13 protein-coding genes are annotated in these 17,593 nt (G+C 74.4%); 9 read left to right on the plus strand and 4 right to left on the minus strand.

Features of this window, described 5'->3' with window-relative positions:
• Nucleotides 1–42 precede the first annotated feature (42 nt).
• Together EES43_RS07700 and EES43_RS07705 are read left to right on the plus strand one after the other, a co-directional pair.
• Entirely contained in the window at nucleotides 43–1,707 is a 1,665-nt protein-coding gene (locus EES43_RS07700; protein WP_124271839.1) for a condensation domain-containing protein, read from the plus strand.
• A gap of 1 nt (nucleotide 1,708) precedes the next feature.
• Nucleotides 1,709–2,983, plus strand: coding sequence for an MFS transporter (locus EES43_RS07705; protein WP_124268029.1), 1,275 nt, complete (start codon nucleotides 1,709–1,711; stop codon nucleotides 2,981–2,983).
• A gap of 26 nt (nucleotides 2,984–3,009) precedes the next feature.
• Here the strand turns inward: EES43_RS07705 and EES43_RS07710 are convergent, their stop codons facing one another.
• Both EES43_RS07710 and EES43_RS07715 read right to left on the minus strand, forming a co-directional pair.
• Nucleotides 3,010–3,243: a ferredoxin gene (locus EES43_RS07710; protein WP_124268030.1), complete on the minus strand. Its 234-nt coding sequence runs from the start codon at nucleotides 3,241–3,243 to the stop codon at nucleotides 3,010–3,012.
• Nucleotides 3,243–4,703, minus strand: coding sequence for an aldehyde dehydrogenase (locus EES43_RS07715; RefSeq protein ID WP_124268031.1), 1,461 nt, complete (start codon nucleotides 4,701–4,703; stop codon nucleotides 3,243–3,245). The genes EES43_RS07710 and EES43_RS07715 overlap by 1 nt, the downstream gene beginning before the upstream one ends.
• A gap of 233 nt (nucleotides 4,704–4,936) precedes the next feature.
• Between EES43_RS07715 and EES43_RS07720 the strand changes: the two genes are divergently transcribed.
• From EES43_RS07720 to EES43_RS07745, 6 genes are all read left to right on the plus strand, one after another.
• Nucleotides 4,937–6,061, plus strand: a complete 1,125-nt coding sequence (locus EES43_RS07720) for an MBL fold metallo-hydrolase (protein ID WP_124268032.1) — start codon at nucleotides 4,937–4,939, stop codon at nucleotides 6,059–6,061.
• A 387-nt stretch (nucleotides 6,062–6,448) separates the two neighbouring features.
• Nucleotides 6,449–7,699 (plus strand): prenyltransferase/squalene oxidase repeat-containing protein, encoded by a 1,251-nt coding sequence (locus EES43_RS07725; RefSeq protein ID WP_124268033.1) that lies wholly within the window; start codon nucleotides 6,449–6,451, stop codon nucleotides 7,697–7,699.
• An 80-nt stretch (nucleotides 7,700–7,779) separates the two neighbouring features.
• A complete protein-coding gene (locus tag EES43_RS07730) occupies nucleotides 7,780–8,445 on the plus strand; it encodes an SCO2322 family protein (RefSeq protein ID WP_124271840.1) in 666 nt (221 codons plus the stop codon).
• On the plus strand, nucleotides 8,442–9,608 hold the full coding sequence (locus EES43_RS07735) for an energy-coupling factor transporter transmembrane component T (RefSeq protein WP_124268034.1): 1,167 nt from the start codon (nucleotides 8,442–8,444) through the stop codon (nucleotides 9,606–9,608). Before EES43_RS07730 ends, EES43_RS07735 begins: the two co-directional genes overlap by 4 nt.
• Nucleotides 9,605–11,347 carry an ABC transporter ATP-binding protein gene (locus EES43_RS07740; protein WP_124268035.1) on the plus strand — a complete coding sequence of 581 codons (1,743 nt, stop codon included), beginning with the start codon at nucleotides 9,605–9,607 and terminating at the stop codon, nucleotides 11,345–11,347. Before EES43_RS07735 ends, EES43_RS07740 begins: the two co-directional genes overlap by 4 nt.
• Nucleotides 11,344–12,183: an ECF transporter S component gene (locus tag EES43_RS07745; protein ID WP_124268036.1), complete on the plus strand. Its 840-nt coding sequence runs from the start codon at nucleotides 11,344–11,346 to the stop codon at nucleotides 12,181–12,183. Before EES43_RS07740 ends, EES43_RS07745 begins: the two co-directional genes overlap by 4 nt.
• 188 nt (nucleotides 12,184–12,371) lie before the next feature.
• On the opposite strand, the gene EES43_RS07750 is transcribed toward EES43_RS07745, so the two are convergent.
• A complete protein-coding gene (locus EES43_RS07750) occupies nucleotides 12,372–13,550 on the minus strand; it encodes a steroid 3-ketoacyl-CoA thiolase (protein WP_124268037.1) in 1,179 nt (392 codons plus the stop codon).
• A 302-nt stretch (nucleotides 13,551–13,852) separates the two neighbouring features.
• Between EES43_RS07750 and EES43_RS07755 the strand changes: the two genes are divergently transcribed.
• Entirely contained in the window at nucleotides 13,853–15,112 is a 1,260-nt protein-coding gene (locus EES43_RS07755; protein ID WP_124268038.1) for a cytochrome P450, read from the plus strand.
• Nucleotides 15,113–15,182: 70 nt separating this feature from the next.
• On the opposite strand, the gene EES43_RS07760 is transcribed toward EES43_RS07755, so the two are convergent.
• Nucleotides 15,183–17,351 carry a bifunctional glycosyltransferase 87/phosphatase PAP2 family protein gene (locus EES43_RS07760; protein WP_124268039.1) on the minus strand — a complete coding sequence of 723 codons (2,169 nt, stop codon included), beginning with the start codon at nucleotides 17,349–17,351 and terminating at the stop codon, nucleotides 15,183–15,185.
• Nucleotides 17,352–17,593: the final 242 nt, after the last annotated feature.

Here is a 17,593-nt window from a genome sequence, read left to right on the forward strand (position 1 = left end):
GTCGCCTACGCGGGCGGGGTGCGCCGACGCGGCCCCCTCACCATGGGCCAGGCCAACATGATCCGCTGCGTGCTGCGGGACGACCCCACGCACATCAACAACCACGACGTGTGGCCGGTGCCCGCCGCCACCGGCCTGGAGACGGCGGTCGACGCCCTGCGCACCCTGGCGGTACGGCACGAGGGCCTGCGCACCACGTTCCCGCACGCCCCCGGGACCGTTCCCCGCGAACAGGTGGTGGCGGCCGAGGGCTCGTTCACCGTGACCGTCCTGGACCACCCCGAACTCCCTCCGGAGCCCGCCCGGTACGCCGAGTCGGTGGCCCGCGCGGCGCGCGCCGGCCGGTTCCGCCTGGACCGGGAGTTCCCGCTGCGGATCACCCTGCTCACCGTCCGCGGCGCACCCGCCTACGCGGCCCTCGCCTCCAGTCACGCCGTGACCGACGGCAGCGCCCTGGCCGTCCTCCGGGAGGAATGGCTCGCCCTGCTGGCCGGCGAGGAGCTTTTGGCCCCCGCGGCGCTCACCCCTCTCGGCCTCGCCGCCGAGGAGACCGCGCCCGGGGGACAGCGGAAGTCGGAGGCGTCCCTGCGGTACTGGGAGCGGATCCTGCGCACCGGTCCGCAGGCCATGTTCGCCGAACCGCGCGCCGCCGCCCCGCCCGGACGGCAGCCGCAGCTCACCCTCCGCTCCCGGCGGGGGGCGCTGGCGCTCGCGGCGGCGGTCGAGCGCACCCGCAGCCCGGCGGCCACCGTGCTGCTGGCGGCCTGGTGCGCGCTGATCGCCCACCGCGCCGGACAGGACGTCTGCGTCACCGCCGTACCCACCTCGAACCGGTTCACGCCCAGACTGGCCCGCTCGGTGAACACCCTGTCGCAGGACGCGCTGCTCAGTCTCGATGTCCGCCTCCCGTCCTTCGACGCCCTGCTCCGCAAGACCTGGGGAGCGGCCCTCAACGCCTACCGGCACAGCCAGTTCGACTCGGTACGCCTGTGGGAGATGATCGACCGGGTCACCGGGGAGCGGGGGAGCCGCTTCGCGCGGGACGTGGTCTTCAACGATGTCAGCGCACTGCCCGCCACCCTCATGGCGGACGCCCCGCGGCAGGCCGGGAGCGGCGAGGAGGAGCTGAGCTGGGGGCCGGACCAGGCGCTGCCGACCCGCGTCCTGGCCTTCACGTACCGGACGGCGCCCCGGCTCCACATCTCCCTGTGGGCCGATCCGGCGCTGTTCGACCGGGCCGAGGCGGAGGGGTTCCTCACCGGACTGGTCCTGCTGCTGGAGGCGGTGGCCTCCCGGGACGTGCCGCTGGCCTCGCTCACCGAGGTGACCGGGGTCCGGCCGGCCGGACGCGGCGGCGACTGGCTGCGGGTGGACGGCTGCTGGGTCTCGCCCCGCGCCGTGCGGGACGCCCTGAGCCGGGCGCTCGGCGGGCTGCCCGCGCACGTCGAGGCGGACCGGCCGGACGGCGGCGAGGCGGCCGGCGACGCGTCCCCGGGCCTCACGGCGTTCATCGCCCGCGGGGACGACCCGGTGACCCCGGCCGGGGCCCACGCGGCGCTGATGGACGTGTCGGCCGACCGTACGGGAGTCCTCGCGCCCTCCAGGTACGTGATCGTCGAGGACCCGCCGGCCGGATCGGACCGCGGCGGCGCGTGGCGTCGGCTGCGCGTTCTTGAGGAAGGGGCCGGCAGAAGCCGGCAGGTGTGACATGGCCGTCGACGATGTGACCGTCCAGCAGCAGCCCGACCCGCTGCCCAGCCCCTGGGCCTCGGGCCGGTTCCGGCTGTTCTTCACCGCCCGCAGCACCTCGCTGCTGGCGGACGGCATGCTGATGGTCTCCCTGACGACCGCCGTGCTGGGCGCGGGCCACGGACCCGGTGGGGTGGGGTACGCGCTGGCCGCGTGGATGACTCCCATCGTGCTGCTGGTGCTGTTCGGAGGCGTGCTGGCCGACCGGTTCACCCCGCAGGTGATGATGATCTGCGCCGACGTGGTGCGGATGCTGGCCATGGTCGCCCTCGCCGTGCTGCTGCTGGGCACGGAGGTCGCGCTGTGGCAGATCATGGCGCTGATGGCGCTCAGCGGCGGTGCGACCGCCCTGTTCCAGCCCGGTCTGGCGAGCATGGTCCCCCGGGTCGCCGAGGACATCCAGAAGGCCAACGCGCTGCTGCGGATATCGGAGGCCCTGAGCGCCCTGGTGGGCCCCGGACTGGCCGGAGTCCTCGTCGCCCGGTGGCACGTGTCGGGGTCGTTCGTGGTGATCGCGGCGGCCTATGCGCTGAGCGCGGCGGTCCTGGGCCCGCTGCGGAGGATCCGTACCGACCGGGACGAGGGCGCGGACCCGATGTGGCGTCGGCTCGCGGCGGGATGGAACGAGTTCCGGTCCCGTTCCTGGCTGTGGAGCGTCATCGCCGTCTGGTCCGTCTACGGGCTGTTCGTGTTCGGCCCGGCCCTGCCGCTCGGCGCGGCGCTGATGATCGAGCAGCACGGGGCCGGCGGGTACGGCTGGATCGCCTCCGCCGACGGCGCGGGCACGATCGTCGGCGGACTGGTCGGCATGCGGGTGCGCCCGCGCCGCCCGCTCGTCGCGGGCGCCTGCGCGATGTTCTGCTTCGCCCTCAACCCGCTGGCCCCGGCGCTCGGCTGGTCGTTCACCGCGACGGCGGTCTCCCATGTGATCGCCGGATACGGCTTCGCCTTCTGGGGGGTGATGTGGGCGACGAGCGTGCAGTCCCACATCCCGCTGGCCGTCCTCAGCCGCGTCTCCGCCTACGACGTCGCCGGTTCCATCATGGTCATCCCGCTCGGCCGGGCCCTGGCCGGCCCGGCGGCCGACGCGGTCGGGGCCGACCGGGTGCTGCTGTTCTCCTCGGCGGTGTCCGTCGTCCTCCTCGTCGTGATGCTCTGCGTCCCGGCGATCCGCGCCCTCGTCCGGTCGCCGGGCGGCGCGCCGCGCACACCCGGCGGCGAACCGGCGGGGTGATCGCCGCCGTTCCGCCGCCGCGGCCCTCAGTCGTCCGGCGGGAACACCGCCTCCCTGGACCCCAGCAGCGTCAGGGTGATCGCCTCCACCGGGCAGCCCTCCGCCGCCGCCAAGAGGCGTTCGCCCGCGTCGCGGTCCTCCTCGGTCGGGTGGGACTGGCGCGCGGAGTCCAGGTGGAAGCCTTCGGGGGCGTGGTGCACGCACATGCCGGAGCCGATGCAGACGCTCCGGTCGACCTCCACGTGCCAGCGGTCCCCCATCACGCCTCCCGGTAGCCGGCCGGCAGGTGGATCATCTTGTGCTCGAAGAACTCGCCGTAGCCCTCGGGGCCGAACTCGCGTCCCAGGCCGGAGTCCTTGTAGCCGCCGAAGGGGCCGAGCATGTCCAGGCTGAAGGTGTTCACGCTGTACGTGCCGGTGCGGACGCGGCGGGCGATGTCGATGCCGCGCTCGGTGTCCGCCGTCCAGACGCTGCCGCTCAGGCCGTACGGCGAGTCGTCGGCGATGCGGACGGCCTCGTCCTCGTCGCCGTACGGGATCAGGCAGACGACCGGGCCGAAGATCTCCTCGCGGGCGACGCGCATCGCGTTGTCGACCGAGCCGAACAGCGTCGGCTCGACGTACCAGCCGCTCTCCTGCGAGGCCGGGCGGCTGCCGCCGGTGAGGATCTTGGCGCCCTCCTCCTGGCCGAGGCGGATGTAGTCGAGGGAGCGCTGCTGCTGGCGGCGGGCGACGAGCGGCCCGAGTTCGGTGGTCGGGTCCAGCGGGTCGCCGATCCGCAGTGCGCCCGCGGCGGCGGCGAACGCCTCGGCGATCTCCTCGTAGCGGGAGCGGGGCGCGAGGATGCGGGTCTGGGCCACGCACGCCTGGCCGTTGATCATCCAGGCGAACGGGGCGATGCCCGCGACGGCCGCGTCCAGATCGGCGTCGGGCAGGATCACCGCGGCCGACTTGCCGCCCAGCTCCAGGGTGACCCGGGTGAGGTTGCGGGAGGCGACCTCCATCACGCGGCGGCCCGCCGCGACGGAGCCGGTGAAGGAGACCTTGTCGACCCCCGGGTGGCCCACCAGGTACTCGCTGACCTCGCGGTCGGCCGGGAGGATGGACAGCACGCCCTCGGGCAGTCCCGCCTCGGCCGCGATCTCCGCCAGCAGGTAGGCGTCCAGCGGGGTTTCGGGCGACACCTTGAGGACGGCCGTGCACCCCGCGAGGAGCGCGGGCGCGAGCTTGGCGGCGGCGGTGAACTGCGGGACGTTCCACGGGACGACGGCGGCGACCACACCGACCGGTTCGCGCCGCAGCAGCAGCGGGCCGAGCACTCCGTCGCGCCGCTCCTCGTAGGCGAAGCCGCGTGCCACGGTGATCGCGGAGTCCCAGACCATCATCGCGGCCAGCGCCTGGACCATGACGCTCGAACTGTACGGCGTGCCGTTCTGCGCGCTGATGAGGCGGGCGAACTCCTCGTGCCGTACGGCGAAGGCGTCCTTGATCCGGGTGACCACCGCGATCCGCTCGTCCAGCGCCATCCGGGGCCACGGGCCCTCGTCGAAGGCCCGGCGGGCGGCGGCGACCGCGCGGTCCACGTCGCCCTCGCAGGCGTGCGGCACCCGGCCGATGACCTGTTCGGTGTGCGGGGAGATCACCTCGATGACGTCGCCGCCCAGCGGGTCGGTGAACTCCCCGCCGATGAACAGTTGTCCGTGTTCCACCAGCTCGGTCATGGCGTGCTGCCTCCCGGGACCCGGCCCTCTCCCCCGCGCCGGAATCCGGTGCGGGGAACATAACTGACTACTCGTCAGAACTGATACCAGTTCCCGTCCCAGGAGTCCACGGCGAACCCCGCACGGATGCGGAAATTCGGTAGACCCGGGCTACCACTGGAACGAGTTCTCGTTACAGTGGGCGCACAGCGCAGGCCGCGCGGGAACGCACGCCGAGCAGAGACGGGGAGCCCATGACCCAGGTGACCGACCACGGCGGTGGCGTGCACAGCATCAAGGTCCCGATCCCGGACAATCCGCTGGGCCACACCCTGGTCCACCTCCTCGACACCGACCGCGGCCCGGTCCTGATCGACACCGGCTGGGACGACCCGGCGTCCTGGGACACCCTGACGGCCGGGCTCGGCGCGCTGGGCGTCGCGGTCGCCGACGTCCACGGCGTCGTCATCACCCACCACCACCCCGACCACCACGGCCTGTCCGGCCGCGTCCGCGAGGCGTCCGGGGCGTGGATCGCGATGCACGAGGCGGACACCGCGATCGTCCGGCGCACCCGGGACTCCGAACCGGGCGCCTGGCTGGACTACCTGACCCGCAAGCTGGCCGCCGTCGGAGCGCCCGAGGAACACCTCGCCCCGCTGCGCGCCGCCCGCGCCGACGGCCGGACGCGGACCGTGCCCGGACTGCGGGCGGCCCTGCCGGACCGGGACATCGTGCCGGGCGAGCTGCTGGACCTGGCCGGACGCCGGCTGCGCGCGGTCTGGACCCCCGGCCACACCCCGGGCCATGTCTGCCTGCACCTGGAGGAGCGGCACCCGGCGGGCCTGCCGGGCCACGGCCGGCTGTTCTCCGGAGACCACCTGCTGCCCGGGATCAGCCCGCACATCGGCCTGTACGAGGACCCGGAAGAGGGCCCGGAGGACGTCGCGGCGGAGGTCGCGGCGGAGGGCCCGGACGGCTTCGCGGCCACCCGCCCGGCTCCCGTCGCCGACCGGCGGTCGAGCGGAGGAGATCCCGTCGGCGACTACCTCGCCTCGCTGGAGCGGATCGGCCGGCTCGGCGTGGCCGAGGTGCTGCCCGCGCACCAGTACGCGTTCACCGACGCGGGCGGCCGGGTGCGGGAGCTGCTGGAGCACCACGAGGAGCGGCTGACGGGGCTGCTGGCCCTGCTGGCCACGCCGCTCACCCCGTGGCAGCTGGCCGAGCGGATGGAGTGGAACCGGCCCTGGGCGCAGATCCCGCACGGTTCGCGGTCCATCGCCGTCTCCGAGGCGGAGTCCCATCTGCGCCGGCTGGTGAAGCTCGGCCGCGCGGAGGCGGTGCCGGGCGGCTCCCCGGTGGCGTACATCGCGGTGTGAGCGGTCCCGGCCGGTCCCGGGCCGCGCGGGGGCCGCGTCCGGACCGGACCCCGGCCGCGCCCGGACCGGCGGGGCGGGCGGCCGTCGCCCGAGGGCGGGACGCTACGGACCGGTAGAGTGGGCAGGTCGTCATCATGCCCGTACAGGGGAGAGCCGGTACGCATCCGGTCGCCGGCCGATCCTCCCGGCCCCGGACCTCGTCCGGGCGGGAGGGGCCCCGCCCGTGAGCCGCCCGCCGGGCGGTGAGCCGGAGCGCCCTGTCCGCGGAGCGTGACCGGCTCGGGCCACCGGAACCCCGGTGGCCGGCACCGTCGAGGTACACGGGGCCGGAGCCCGGTGCCCCCGTGTGCCCGGAGCCGGCCCCTCGCAGGAGAGGCCCAGCCCGCCATGACCGTACGCCGCAGCGCAGCCGCGCTCGCGACCACCGCCCTGCTCCTGGGCGCGGCCTCACCCGCCGCGGTCGCCGCCCCGAGCCCGTCCCCGTCGGCCGACCTGCCGCCGGGGCTCTACGGCGCCACGGACCCCACGTACGACGGGGTCTGGCGGCAGTCGCTGGCCTTCCTGGCGCAGAAGATCGAGTACGTCACGCCGTCCGCGGCGGCGGTCGACTGGCTGGTCGGGCAGCAGTGCGACAGCGGCGCGTTCACCTCCTACCGGGACGCCTCCAAGCCGTGCGACGCCTCGACCGTGATGGACACCAACGCCACGGCCATCGCCGTACAGGCGCTCGTCGAGCTGAACCAGCACCGCGAGGACGCCAACAACGGGGCGGACTGGCTCAAGTCCGTCCAGAACGAGGACGGCGGCTGGGGCTACAACCCGGGCAGCCCGAGCGACGCGAACTCCACCTCCATCGTGATCGGCGCGCTGGCCCGGACCGGCGTGCCCATCGGCGAGGTCACCACCGCCGACGGCTCCACCCCGTACACCGCGCTCCAGGCGCTGGCCATCGGGTGCGGGAAGGAGGACGGCGGCGCGTTCGCGTACCAGGCCGACAAGAAGGGCGGGCTCACCGCCAACGCGGACGCGACGGCGGCCTCGGTGCTCGGCCTGATGGGCAAGGGCATCGCCTCCGGCACCTCCAACGCCGTGAAGGACCCGGTGTGCGCGAAGGGCGACGCCGACGACCTCAGCCCCGAGCAGAGCGCCCAGAACGGCGCGTACTACCTCGCGACCGCCCTGGAGAAGACCCCGTACCTGGAGCAGGCCCCGATGCCGGGCGCCGAGGACGCCGCACCGCAGCCGGACTTCGGCAACACGGCGGACGCCGTCGTCGCCCTCACCGCGTCCGGGCACAAGGACAAGGCGACCGCCACGGTGGAGTGGCTGGCCGAGAACTCCAAGAGCTGGGCACGGCAGGGCGGGCCCGCCGCCACCGCGCAGCTGATCCTGGCCGCGCACGCCACCGGGGCCCAGGTCCGCGACTTCGGCGGCGTCAACCTCGTACAGCAGCTCAACGCGACGGGCCCGGCCCCGGCCACCGTCGCCGAACCCTCGCCCACGCCGACCGGCCCGCAGCCGTCGAGCGGCACCAGCAGCGACGACGGCGGCCTCGGCCTGTGGTGGCTGATCGGCATCGGCCTGGCCTTCGGCGCGGGCATCGGCTTCCTGCTGAGCATGCGGCGGAAGAAGCCGTGAGGCGGGCGGTCCCCGCGCGTTCCGGCCGCGCCGCGACGGCGGACGGCCGACCGGGCGTCCGGCCGCACGGCCGCGCGCCGCTGCGTACGGCTCTCACCGCGCTGTCGGCCGCTCTGCTCGCCTGCTCGGCGGTCCTGCTGGGCGCGGGCGGGGCCGAGGCCGCCGGGTACCGCTACTGGTCGTTCTGGGAGGGCGACGGCTCGACCTGGACGTACGCCACCCAGGGGCCGTCCCTGCTGCGCCCGGACGACGGGGCGGTGCAGGGTTTCCGGTTCGCGGTGAGCGAGGACTCCGCCGACGCGGCCCGGCCGCGCCGCGCCCCCGACTTCGCGGCGGTCTGCGCGGGCACCCCGGCGAAGGACGGGACGAAGCGGATCGCCGTGGTGATCGATCCCGGCACGGCGGCCGACGCCCCCGACGGCGAGCGTCCGCCGGCTCCGCGCACCGCGTGCGCGCGCGTCGCGCCGGACGCCAGCAGCGCGCAGGCGCTGGCCTCGGTGGCGAAGCCGCTGCGGTACGACAGCAGCGCGATGCTCTGCGCGATCTCCGGCTATCCGGCCTCGGGCTGCGGCGAACAGGTCGGGCGGGACCGCGGCGAAAAGCCGTCCGCGCCCGCCGCCTCGGCGAGCTCCGAGGGCAGCGGTGGCGGCGCGGGCGGCGGCCCGTCCGCCGGGCTGCTCGTCGGCATCGGCGCCGTCCTGGTGCTGGGGACCGCCGCCGTGCTCCAGGCCCGCCGCCGCCGGTGACCGGCTCCTGGGCCCCGGCGCGGCTCCTCCGGCGCGCCCTGCGTCCGCCGGAGGCCGGCCGCGGCAACGCGCTGCCGGCCGGGGCGTGGTGGCTGTGGGCCCTCGGGCTCGCCACCGCCGCCTCCCGGACGACGAACCCGCTGCTGCTCGCCCTGCTGGTGGCGGTGGCCGGCTATGTGGTGGCGGCCCGCCGCACGGACGCGCCGTGGGCCCGCTCGTACGGGGCGTTCGTCAAGCTCGGGCTGTTCGTCGTCGCCCTGCGGCTGGTGTTCTCCGTCGTCCTCGGCTCACCGGTCCCCGGCTCGCACACCGTGGCGACGCTGCCCGAACTGCCGCTGCCCGACTGGGCGCAGGGCGTCCGGATCGGCGGCCGGATCACCGCCGAGCAACTGGTGTTCGCGCTGTACGACGGGATGAAGCTGGCGGCCCTGCTGATCTGCGTCGGCGCGGCGAACTCCCTGGCCAATCCGGCCCGATTGCTGAAGTCGCTGCCCGGCGCGCTGTACGAGGCCGGGGTCGCCGTCGTCGTCGCGATGACGTTCGCGCCGAACATGGTGGCCGACGTGGTGCGGCTGCGCACCGCTCGCAGGCTGCGGGGCCGTCCGACCGGCGGCGTCCGGGCCGTGGCGCAGATCGGGCTGCCGGTGCTGGAAGGCGCGCTGGAGCGGTCGGTGGCGGTGGCGGCGTCGATGGACGCGCGCGGTTACGGACGGACGGCCCAGGTGCCGCCGTCCGTCCGGCACACCACGAACGTGCTCACCCTGGGCGGACTGCTCGGGGTGTGCGCGGGCGCCTACGGGCTGCTGGCCGCCGAGGGCGCGGTGTACGGGCTGCCGCTCCTGCTGGCCGGGCTGGTCGCGGCGATGGCGGGGCTGCGCCTGGGCGGTCGCCGCTCGGTGCGCACCCGTTACCGGCCGGACCGGTGGGGCGCGCGGGCCTGGCTGGTCGCGGGGTCCGGGGCGGCGGTCGCGGGCGCGATGGTCTGGGCGGCCGGAGCCGATCCGGAGGCGCTGCGGCCGGGCGTCGTCCCGCTGACCGCGCCGGCGCTGCCGTTGTGGCCCGCGGCGGCCGTGCTGATCGGGCTGCTGCCCGCGCTGGTCGCCCCCGTACCTCCCTCCCCCGCCGCCCCCGCGGCCGACCCCGGCACCAAGGAGCAGGCGTGATCAGGTTCGAGCAGGTCTCGGTGCGGTACGAGGGGGCGGAGCGGCCCACCCTGTCCGGGGTGGACCTCACGGTGCCCGAGGGCGAACTGGTGCTGCTGGTCGGCCCGTCGGGCGTCGGCAAGTCGACGCTGCTGGGCACGGTCTCCGGTCTGGTGCCGCACTTCACCGGCGGGGTGCTGTCCGGCCGGGTCGCGGTGGGCGGACGCGACACCCGCACGCACAAGCCGCGCGAACTGGCCGATCTGGTCGGCACGGTGGGGCAGGACCCGGCGGCACACTTCGTCACCGACACCGTCGAGGACGAACTCGCTTACGGCATGGAGTCGTTGGGCCTGGCACCGGACGTGATGCGCCGCCGGGTGGAGGAGACGCTCGACCTGCTGGGGCTGGCGGAGCTGCGGGACCGGCCGATCGCCACGCTGTCCGGCGGGCAGCGCCAGCGCGTCGCGATCGGTTCCGTCCTCACACCGCATCCCCGGGTGCTGGTGCTGGACGAGCCGACGTCCGCGCTGGACCCGGCGGCGGCCGAAGAGGTGCTGGCGGTGCTCCAGCGGCTGGTCCACGACCTGGGGACGACGGTGCTGATGGCCGAGCACCGGCTGGAGCGGGTGGTGCAGTACGCGGACCAGGTCGTCCTGCTGCCCGCGCCGGGCGCGGCCCCGGTCATGGGCCCGCCGGCCGAGGTGATGGCCCTGTCCCCGGTGCGCCCGCCGGTGGCCGAGCTGGGACTGCTGGCCGGCTGGGACCCGCTGCCTCTCTCGGTGCGCGACGCCCGGCGCGCGGCCGGTGAGCTGCGCACCCGGCTGGCCTCGGCCCGCCCGCCGGAGCCGCCCGCTCCGCCGCGGCACGCGGTGGACCCGGCGCCCGTACGGCCCGGGGGCCCCGCCGCGGCCTCGGCGGCGGCCGGGCGGGCGCGGCCCGGCCCGCTCGCGCGGCTGTTCGGCCGCCGGGGCGGCGAGGCGGCGGGCGTTCCGGCCGATCCGGTCACCCGGATCGACGGGCTCGGGGTGCGGCGCGGCCGGGTGGAGGCGCTGCGGCGGGTGACGCTGACGGTCTCCCCGGGCGAGACGGTGGCGCTGATGGGCCGCAACGGCGCGGGCAAGTCGACGCTGCTCGGCGCGCTGGTCGGCATGATCGAGCCCACCTCGGGCACGGTCCGGGTCGGCGGTCTGGCCCCGGCGCGTACGGATCCGCGGGCGATGGTGCGCCGGGTCGGCCTGGTCCCGCAGGAGCCGCGCGATCTGCTGTACGCCGACACGGTGGCCGCCGAGTGCGCCGCCGCCGACCGGGACGCCGACGCCTCGGAGGGGACCTGCCGGGCGCTGGTGTCGGCTCTGCTGCCGGGTGTCGGGGACGGTACGCACCCGCGCGACCTGTCCGAGGGCCAGCGGCTCGCGCTGGCGCTGGCCCTGGTGCTCACCGGACGGCCGCCGCTCCTGCTGCTGGACGAGCCGACGCGCGGCCTGGACTACGCGGCCAAGGCCCGGCTGGTCGGCGTCCTGCGGTCGCTGGCGGCCGAGGGCCATGCGATCGTCCTGGCCACGCATGATGTGGAGCTGGCTGCGGAGCTGGCGCACCGGGTGGTAATCCTCGCCGACGGGGAGGTCGTCGCGGACGGTCCGACCGGGCGGGTGGTGGTCTCCTCGCCGGCGTTCGCCCCGCAGACGGCCAAGGTCCTCGCACCGCAGGAGTGGCTGACGGTCGCGCAGGTGCGCGGCGCGCTGGAGGCGGGGGCATGAGCGGGGCTCCGGTGGCCGGGACGGGGCGGCGGTCGCGTCCGGTGCGGCTCGGGCCCCGCTCGATCGCCGCGCTGGTGCTGATCAGCGCGACCGGGGTGGTGGCGTTCGGCTGGCCGCTGCTGGCGGGCGCGGGATCGGGGCTGGCCCACGCGCAGGACGCGCCGTGGCTGTTCGGGGCGCTGCTGCCGCTGCTGGTCGCCGTGGTGGTGGCGACGATCTCCGAATCGGGCCTGGACGCGAAGGCCGTGGCGATGCTGGGGGTGCTGGCGGCGGTCGGGGCCGCGCTGCGCCCGCTCGGGGCGGGGACGGCGGGCCTGGAGCCGATGTTCTTCCTGATGGTGCTGAGCGGGCGGGTGCTGGGCCCCGGCTTCGGTTTCGTCCTCGGCTCCGTGACCATGTTCGCGTCCGCGCTGCTGACCGGCGGCGTGGGTCCGTGGATGCCGTTCCAGATGCTGGCGATGGGCTGGTTCACGATGGGGGCGGGCCTGCTGCCGGGCGCGGACCGGCTGCGCGGCCGGGCGGAGTCGGCGATGCTCGGCGCGTACGGCTTCGTGGCCGCGTTCGCGTACGGGACGGTGATGAACCTGTACGGCTGGCCGCTGATCGCCGGGCTGGGTTCGGGCGTCTCGTTCGTCGCGGGCGATCCGTTGGCGCAGAACCTGGTGCGGTTCCTGGCCTACTGCGCGACGACGTCGCTGGGCTGGGACCTGGGCCGCGCCGTGCTGACGGTCGCCCTCACCCTCACGGTGGGGCCGACGCTGCTGCGGGCGCTGCGCCGGGCGACCCGCCGGGCCGCGTTCGAGGCGCGGGCCGGTTTCGAGGACGCCGAACGCTGACGCCCCGGGCCGACGCGCGCCCGGGGCGGTGGGGTGCGGTGCGGTGCGCCGGTTGTCGGTGGGGTGCGGCGGGTCGGATGGGTGCGCCGGGTCGGTGCGCTTCGGTCCGCGCTTCGGTCCGCGCTTCGGTCCGCGGGTCGGTGCGCCGGGTCGGGTCGGCGCGCCGGTTCGGTGGAGGAGCGGTTCGTTCAGAGCCGCTGGATGATCGTTCCCGTCGCCAGCGCCCCGCCCGCGCACATGGTGATCAGCGCGAACTCCTTGTCGCGGCGCTCCAGCTCGTGCAGGGCCGTGGTGATCAGCCGGGCGCCCGTGGCGCCGACCGGGTGGCCGAGAGCGATCGCGCCGCCGTTGACGTTGACCTTCTCCAGCCCGTCGAGGTCCGCCTCGAACTCCTGCGCCCAGCTCAGCACCACCGACGCGAACGCCTCGTTGATCTCGACGAGGTCGATGTCCTTCAGCGACATGCCGGCCTTGCCGAGGACCGCCCGGGTGGCGTCGATCGGGCCGTCGAGGTGGAAGTGCGGGTCGGAGCCGACGAGGGCCTGGGCCACGATCCGGGCGCGCGGCTTGAGCTTGAGGGCGCGCGCCATCCGCTTCGAGGCCCACATGAGGGCGCAGGCGCCGTCGGATATCTGCGAGGAGTTGCCCGCGGTGTGGATCGCGCTCGGCATGACGGCCTTCAGTCCGGCGAGCGCCTCCGCCGAGGTGTCGCGCAGTCCCTCGTCCCGGTCGACGAGCCGCCACATGCCCTGGCCGGCGGCCTGCTCCTCCTCGGTGGTCGGCACCTGGACGGCGTACGTCTCGCGCTTGAAGCGCTCCTCGGCCCAGGCCTCGGCGGCCCGCCGCTGCGAGAGGAGGCCGAGCGCGTCGACCTTCTGCCGGGTCAGCCCGCGCCTGCGCGCGATGCGCTCGGCCGCCTCGAACTGGTTGGGCAGGTCGACGTTCCACTCGTCGGGCCAGGGCTTCCCCGGCCCGTGCTTGGAGCCGCTGCCCAGCGGCACCCGCGACATGGCCTCCACGCCGCAGCTGATGCCCACGTCGATGACGCCGGCGGCGATCATGTTGGCGACCATGTGCCCGGCCTGCTGCGAGGAGCCGCACTGGCAGTCCACGGTGGTGGCGGCGGTCTCGTAGGGCAGCCCGACGGTCAGCCAGGCGGTGCGGGCCGGGTTCATGGACTGCTCGCCGGCGTGGGTGACGGTGCCGCCGACGATCTGTTCCACGCAGTCGGCCTGGATGCCGGTGCGGCCGAGGAGTTCTCGGTAGGTCTCGCCCAGCAGGTAGGCGGGGTGCAGGTTGGCGAGCGCGCCGTGGCGCTTGCCGATGGGAGTGCGTACGGCTTCGACGATGACGGGTTCCGCGGCCATGAGCTCGTCCTCTCCTCGCACTTCCGATGGGGGCGTCCCGGCGCCCACGGAAGGAACTAGTACACGTTCTAGTTCTGCCAGCAGTCTTATGAAACGGCGCCCGTCTGCGCAAGGGGCGTGCACGCACCGTGCGCACGCTTTCGGTAACGGTAAGGGCTCGACCCCTCACCCGCACGGAACAGAACAGGCCAGGACTCTTGCGACTTGTAGAACTCGTTACTACCTTGCGGGCTACTCCTGATGGTTCGTCAGAAATAGGCCGTCGTACGGTTCGTCGCCGGCTCCGGAGTGGAGAGGTGCCCATGAGCTGCCCCCATCTGCCCGAAGGGTTCGACTTCACCGATCCCGACCTGCTCCAAGCCCGCGTACCGCACCCGGAGTTCGCCCTGATGCGGCAGACGGCTCCGGTCTGGTGGTGCGCGCAGCGCACCGGCATCTCCGGTTTCGGTGACGCGGGCTACTGGGTCGTCACCCGCCACGCGGACGTCAAGTACGTCTCCACGCACCCCGAACTGTTCTCCTCGAACACCAACACCGCCGTGATCCGCTTCAACGAGAACATCAGCCGCGACCAGATCGAGGCCCAGAAGCTGATCATGCTCAACATGGATCCGCCGGAGCACACCCGGGTCCGGCAGATCGTCCAGCGCGGCTTCACCCCGCGCGCGGTCCGCTCGCTGGAGCAGGCGCTGCGCAGCCGGGCCCGCTCCATCGTGGACACGGCCCTCGCCTCGGCGGGAGCCGACGGCTCCTTCGACTTCGTCAACGGCATCGCGGTGGAGCTCCCGCTCCAGGCGATCGCCGAACTCATCGGCGTACCGCAGGAGGACCGTGCCAAGATCTTCGACTGGTCCAACAAGATGGCCGCGTACGACGATCCCGAGTACGCGATCACGGAGGAGGTCGGTGCGGAGGCGGCGATGGAGATCGTCGCGTACGCGATGAACCTGGCCGTCGCCCGCAAGGAGTGCCCGGCGAAGGACATCGTCAGTCAGCTCGTCGCGGCGGAGGGCGAGGGCAACCTGTCCTCGGACGAGTTCGGCTTCTTCGTGATCCTGCTCGCGGTGGCCGGGAACGAGACCACCCGCAACGCCATCAGCCACGGCATGCACGCCTTCCTCACCCACCCCGAGCAGTGGGAGCTGTACAAGAGGGAGCGCCCGAGCACCACCGCCGAGGAGATCGTGCGCTGGGCGACACCGGTCGTCTCCTTCCAGCGCACCGCCACCCAGGACCTGGAGCTGGGCGGCCGGCGGATCAGGAAGGGCGACCGGGTCGGGATCTTCTACTCGTCGGCCAACAACGACCCGGAGGTGTTCGACTCGCCGGAGACCTTCGACATCACCCGCGACCCCAACCCGCATCTCGGCTTCGGAGGCGGCGGCCCGCACTTCTGCCTCGGCAAGTCGCTGGCCGTGATGGAGATCGACCTGATCTTCAACGCGATCGCGGACGTGCTGCCCGACCTGCGGCTCCTGGAGGACCCGCGGCGGCTGCGCTCGGCCTGGCTCAACGGCATCAAGCAGCTCCAGGTCGCCGCCGCGCCCGCCGAGGGCCGCTGAGACCGCGGGGGCGCCGGGTCCGTCGTCGCACCTGACGACGGACCCGGCGCCCCTGACCCGCTGCCCGGTGCTACCCGGCGGTGCCGCCGACCGGCGCGGCGGGGCGCGGCTCGGAGTCCCCAGCCGGTCCGGAGTCCCCCGCCGGTCCGGAGTCCCCCGCCCGCCCGGAGTCGCCCAGCGGCTCGGAGTCCCCCGCCGGCTCGGAGTCCCCCGCCGGCTCGGACCGGGCCGGCCGCTCCGGGCCGGGCGCGGGGCGCGGGCGCAGCGCCCTCGGCCCCGAGAGCAGGTAGGTGAGCCCGAAGCCCAGCGCCACCACCAGCGCGCCGCCCGCCGCGTCCAGCACCCAGTGGTTGGCGGTGGCCACGATCGCGGAGACGGTGAGGAGCGGGTGGAGCAGGCCGAGCGCCTTCATCCACGCCTTCGGGGCCAGCATCACGATCACCACACCGCACCACAGCGACCAGCCGAAGTGCAGCGACGGCATCGCCGCGTACTGGTTGGTGACGGTGGTCAGCGTCCCGTAGTCGGGCTTCGCGAAGTCCTGCACCCCGTTGATCGTGTCGATGAAGCCGAGTCCGGGCATGAGCCGGGGCGGGGCCAGCGGGTAGAGCCAGAAGCCGACGAGCGCCAGCAGGGTGGCGAAGCCTATGGAGGACCGCACCCAGCGGTAGTCGGCCGGGCGGCGCACGTAGAGCACGCCGAGGATCGTCAGCGGAACGATGAAGTGGAACGTGGAGTAGTAGTAGTCGAAGAACTCCCGCAGCCAGTCGATCTCCGCGACCGTGTGGTTGACCCGGCGTTCGACGTCGATGTGCAGCCACTGCTCGACGGCGTGGACCTGCCGGCCGTGCTCCTCGGCGACCTGCCGGCCCGCCGTCGCGGCGAGTCTGACCTGTGCGTAGGCGGAGTAGACGACCCGGATGAGCAGGAGTTCCAGCAGCAGGTTGGGGCGGCTGAGGACCCGCCGCCAGAACGGCAGGAGCGGCACCCGTCTCCAGCGCGCCGCGACCGGCTTCGCGTAGTCGGTGGGGACGGGCCGCAGCCAGTACGGCGAGGTGCGCGGCAGGAACGGCACGAGGCAGGCGGCAGCGAGCGCGGCGACCAGCAGCATGTTGTCGCGCACCGGCACGGCCGCGCCGACGTTGGGCAGGAGCATCTTGCCCGGCAGCGTGACGACCAGCACCACGACAGCCGGCCAGACCAGCCGGTCGGAGGCCCGCCTGCCGACCTTGCCCACCACCGCGAGGAGCACCCAGAGCAGCTGGTGCTGCCAGGCGGTGGGCGAGACGGCCACGACGACGCAGCCGGTCACCGCGACGGCCAGAAGCGGCTGCCCGTCCTGTGCGTAGCGCACCGCGCGCCGCACGCCGAGGACGATGACGGCGGCGGCGAGCACCAGGAACAGGGCGATCTCCAGCGGGCCTTCGAGGCCGAACCGGAGCAGCGCCCCGTGCAGGGACTGGTTGGCGAGGCTGTCCGGCCGCTCTCCGAGCCCGGTGCCCGCGACCTGCCGGACCCAGTACGCCCACGACGCCTTCGGGACGGCGGCCCAGGCCGCGAGCGTGCACAGGGCGAACACGGCGACGGCGGTCGCGGAGGTCCGCCGCCGGCCGATCAGCCAGAGCGGTACGGCGAACAGCAGCAGGGCCGGCTGGAGCGCGGCGGCGAGGCCGACGAGCAGACCGGCGGCGCGCTGTCCCCGTACGGCGAAGCAGGCCGCCAGCACCAGCAGGACGGGCAGGATGCTGGTCTGGCCCAGGTACAGGGTGTTGCGGACCGGCAGCGACAGCATGAGCAGGGTGATCGCCGCGGGAACCGCGAACAGCGCGGTACGGCGGCCGACCGGCGCGGGCAGGGCGCGGGCCGCGACGACGCCGAGCGCGGCGACCAGCAGCAGCGACCCGATCGTCCACGCGACGCCGAGAGCCGCCTCGGCCGAGCCGGCGAGAGGTTTCAGCACCAGCCCGGCGAAGGGCGTCCCGGTGAACCGGCCGCCGTCGTAGAGCGAACCCGTCACGTGGAGAGCGCCGTTGTCACCGACCCAGCTCCCCAGATCGGTGAGCCGTTCCCCGGGTGGCCGCCGGAACACCACCGCCGTCTGCCGTACCGCCAGTGCGGCCACGACCAGCCAGAGCAGGGCCCGGATCAGTCCGGTCCTCGCCTCTCCGTCCGCCGCCGCGTCACCGCGCACACTGTGTTCCGCATTCGCCACGCCGCGCCGACCCTCCCACCGTTCCATGCACTGCCCTTTCGACTCGGGGCGGCGCCGGATGAAGCCTCGCACTCCCCTACGAGGTAGACACAATCAACCCCCTCTTTGGCTGACTGTCACCCTGCTTTGGTACGGAAGAGTGACCGGATCCGGTCGGCTGCGACGGACGGTCGACGCGGGACGCGCAGGGAGAATCGGCGGAGCCGCGCAGGGGGAAATCGGCGGAGCCGCGCAGGGGGAATCGGCGGGTGCGGCCACCGCCGGCCGCA

This window comes from Streptomyces sp. ADI96-02, assembly GCF_003846185.1.
GTDB lineage: Bacteria > Actinomycetota > Actinomycetes > Streptomycetales > Streptomycetaceae > Streptomyces.

What these genes read in the sequence shown, in the direction of transcription:
- EES43_RS07700 (WP_124271839.1), top strand. Translation starts at nt 43, where the DNA reads ATGGGCCAGGCCAACATGATCCGCTGCGTGCTGCGGGACGACCCCACG.
- EES43_RS07705 (WP_124268029.1), top strand. Translation starts at nt 1,709, where the DNA reads ATGGCCGTCGACGATGTGACCGTCCAGCAGCAGCCCGACCCGCTGCCC.
- EES43_RS07710 (WP_124268030.1), bottom strand. Translation starts at nt 3,243, where the DNA reads ATGGGGGACCGCTGGCACGTGGAGGTCGACCGGAGCGTCTGCATCGGC.
- EES43_RS07715 (WP_124268031.1), bottom strand. Translation starts at nt 4,703, where the DNA reads ATGACCGAGCTGGTGGAACACGGACAACTGTTCATCGGCGGGGAGTTC.
- EES43_RS07720 (WP_124268032.1), top strand. Translation starts at nt 4,937, where the DNA reads ATGACCCAGGTGACCGACCACGGCGGTGGCGTGCACAGCATCAAGGTC.
- EES43_RS07725 (WP_124268033.1), top strand. Translation starts at nt 6,449, where the DNA reads ATGACCGTACGCCGCAGCGCAGCCGCGCTCGCGACCACCGCCCTGCTC.
- EES43_RS07745 (WP_124268036.1), top strand. Translation starts at nt 11,344, where the DNA reads ATGAGCGGGGCTCCGGTGGCCGGGACGGGGCGGCGGTCGCGTCCGGTG.
- EES43_RS07750 (WP_124268037.1), bottom strand. Translation starts at nt 13,550, where the DNA reads ATGGCCGCGGAACCCGTCATCGTCGAAGCCGTACGCACTCCCATCGGC.
- EES43_RS07755 (WP_124268038.1), top strand. Translation starts at nt 13,853, where the DNA reads ATGAGCTGCCCCCATCTGCCCGAAGGGTTCGACTTCACCGATCCCGAC.
- EES43_RS07760 (WP_124268039.1), bottom strand. Translation starts at nt 17,351, where the DNA reads ATGGAACGGTGGGAGGGTCGGCGCGGCGTGGCGAATGCGGAACACAGT.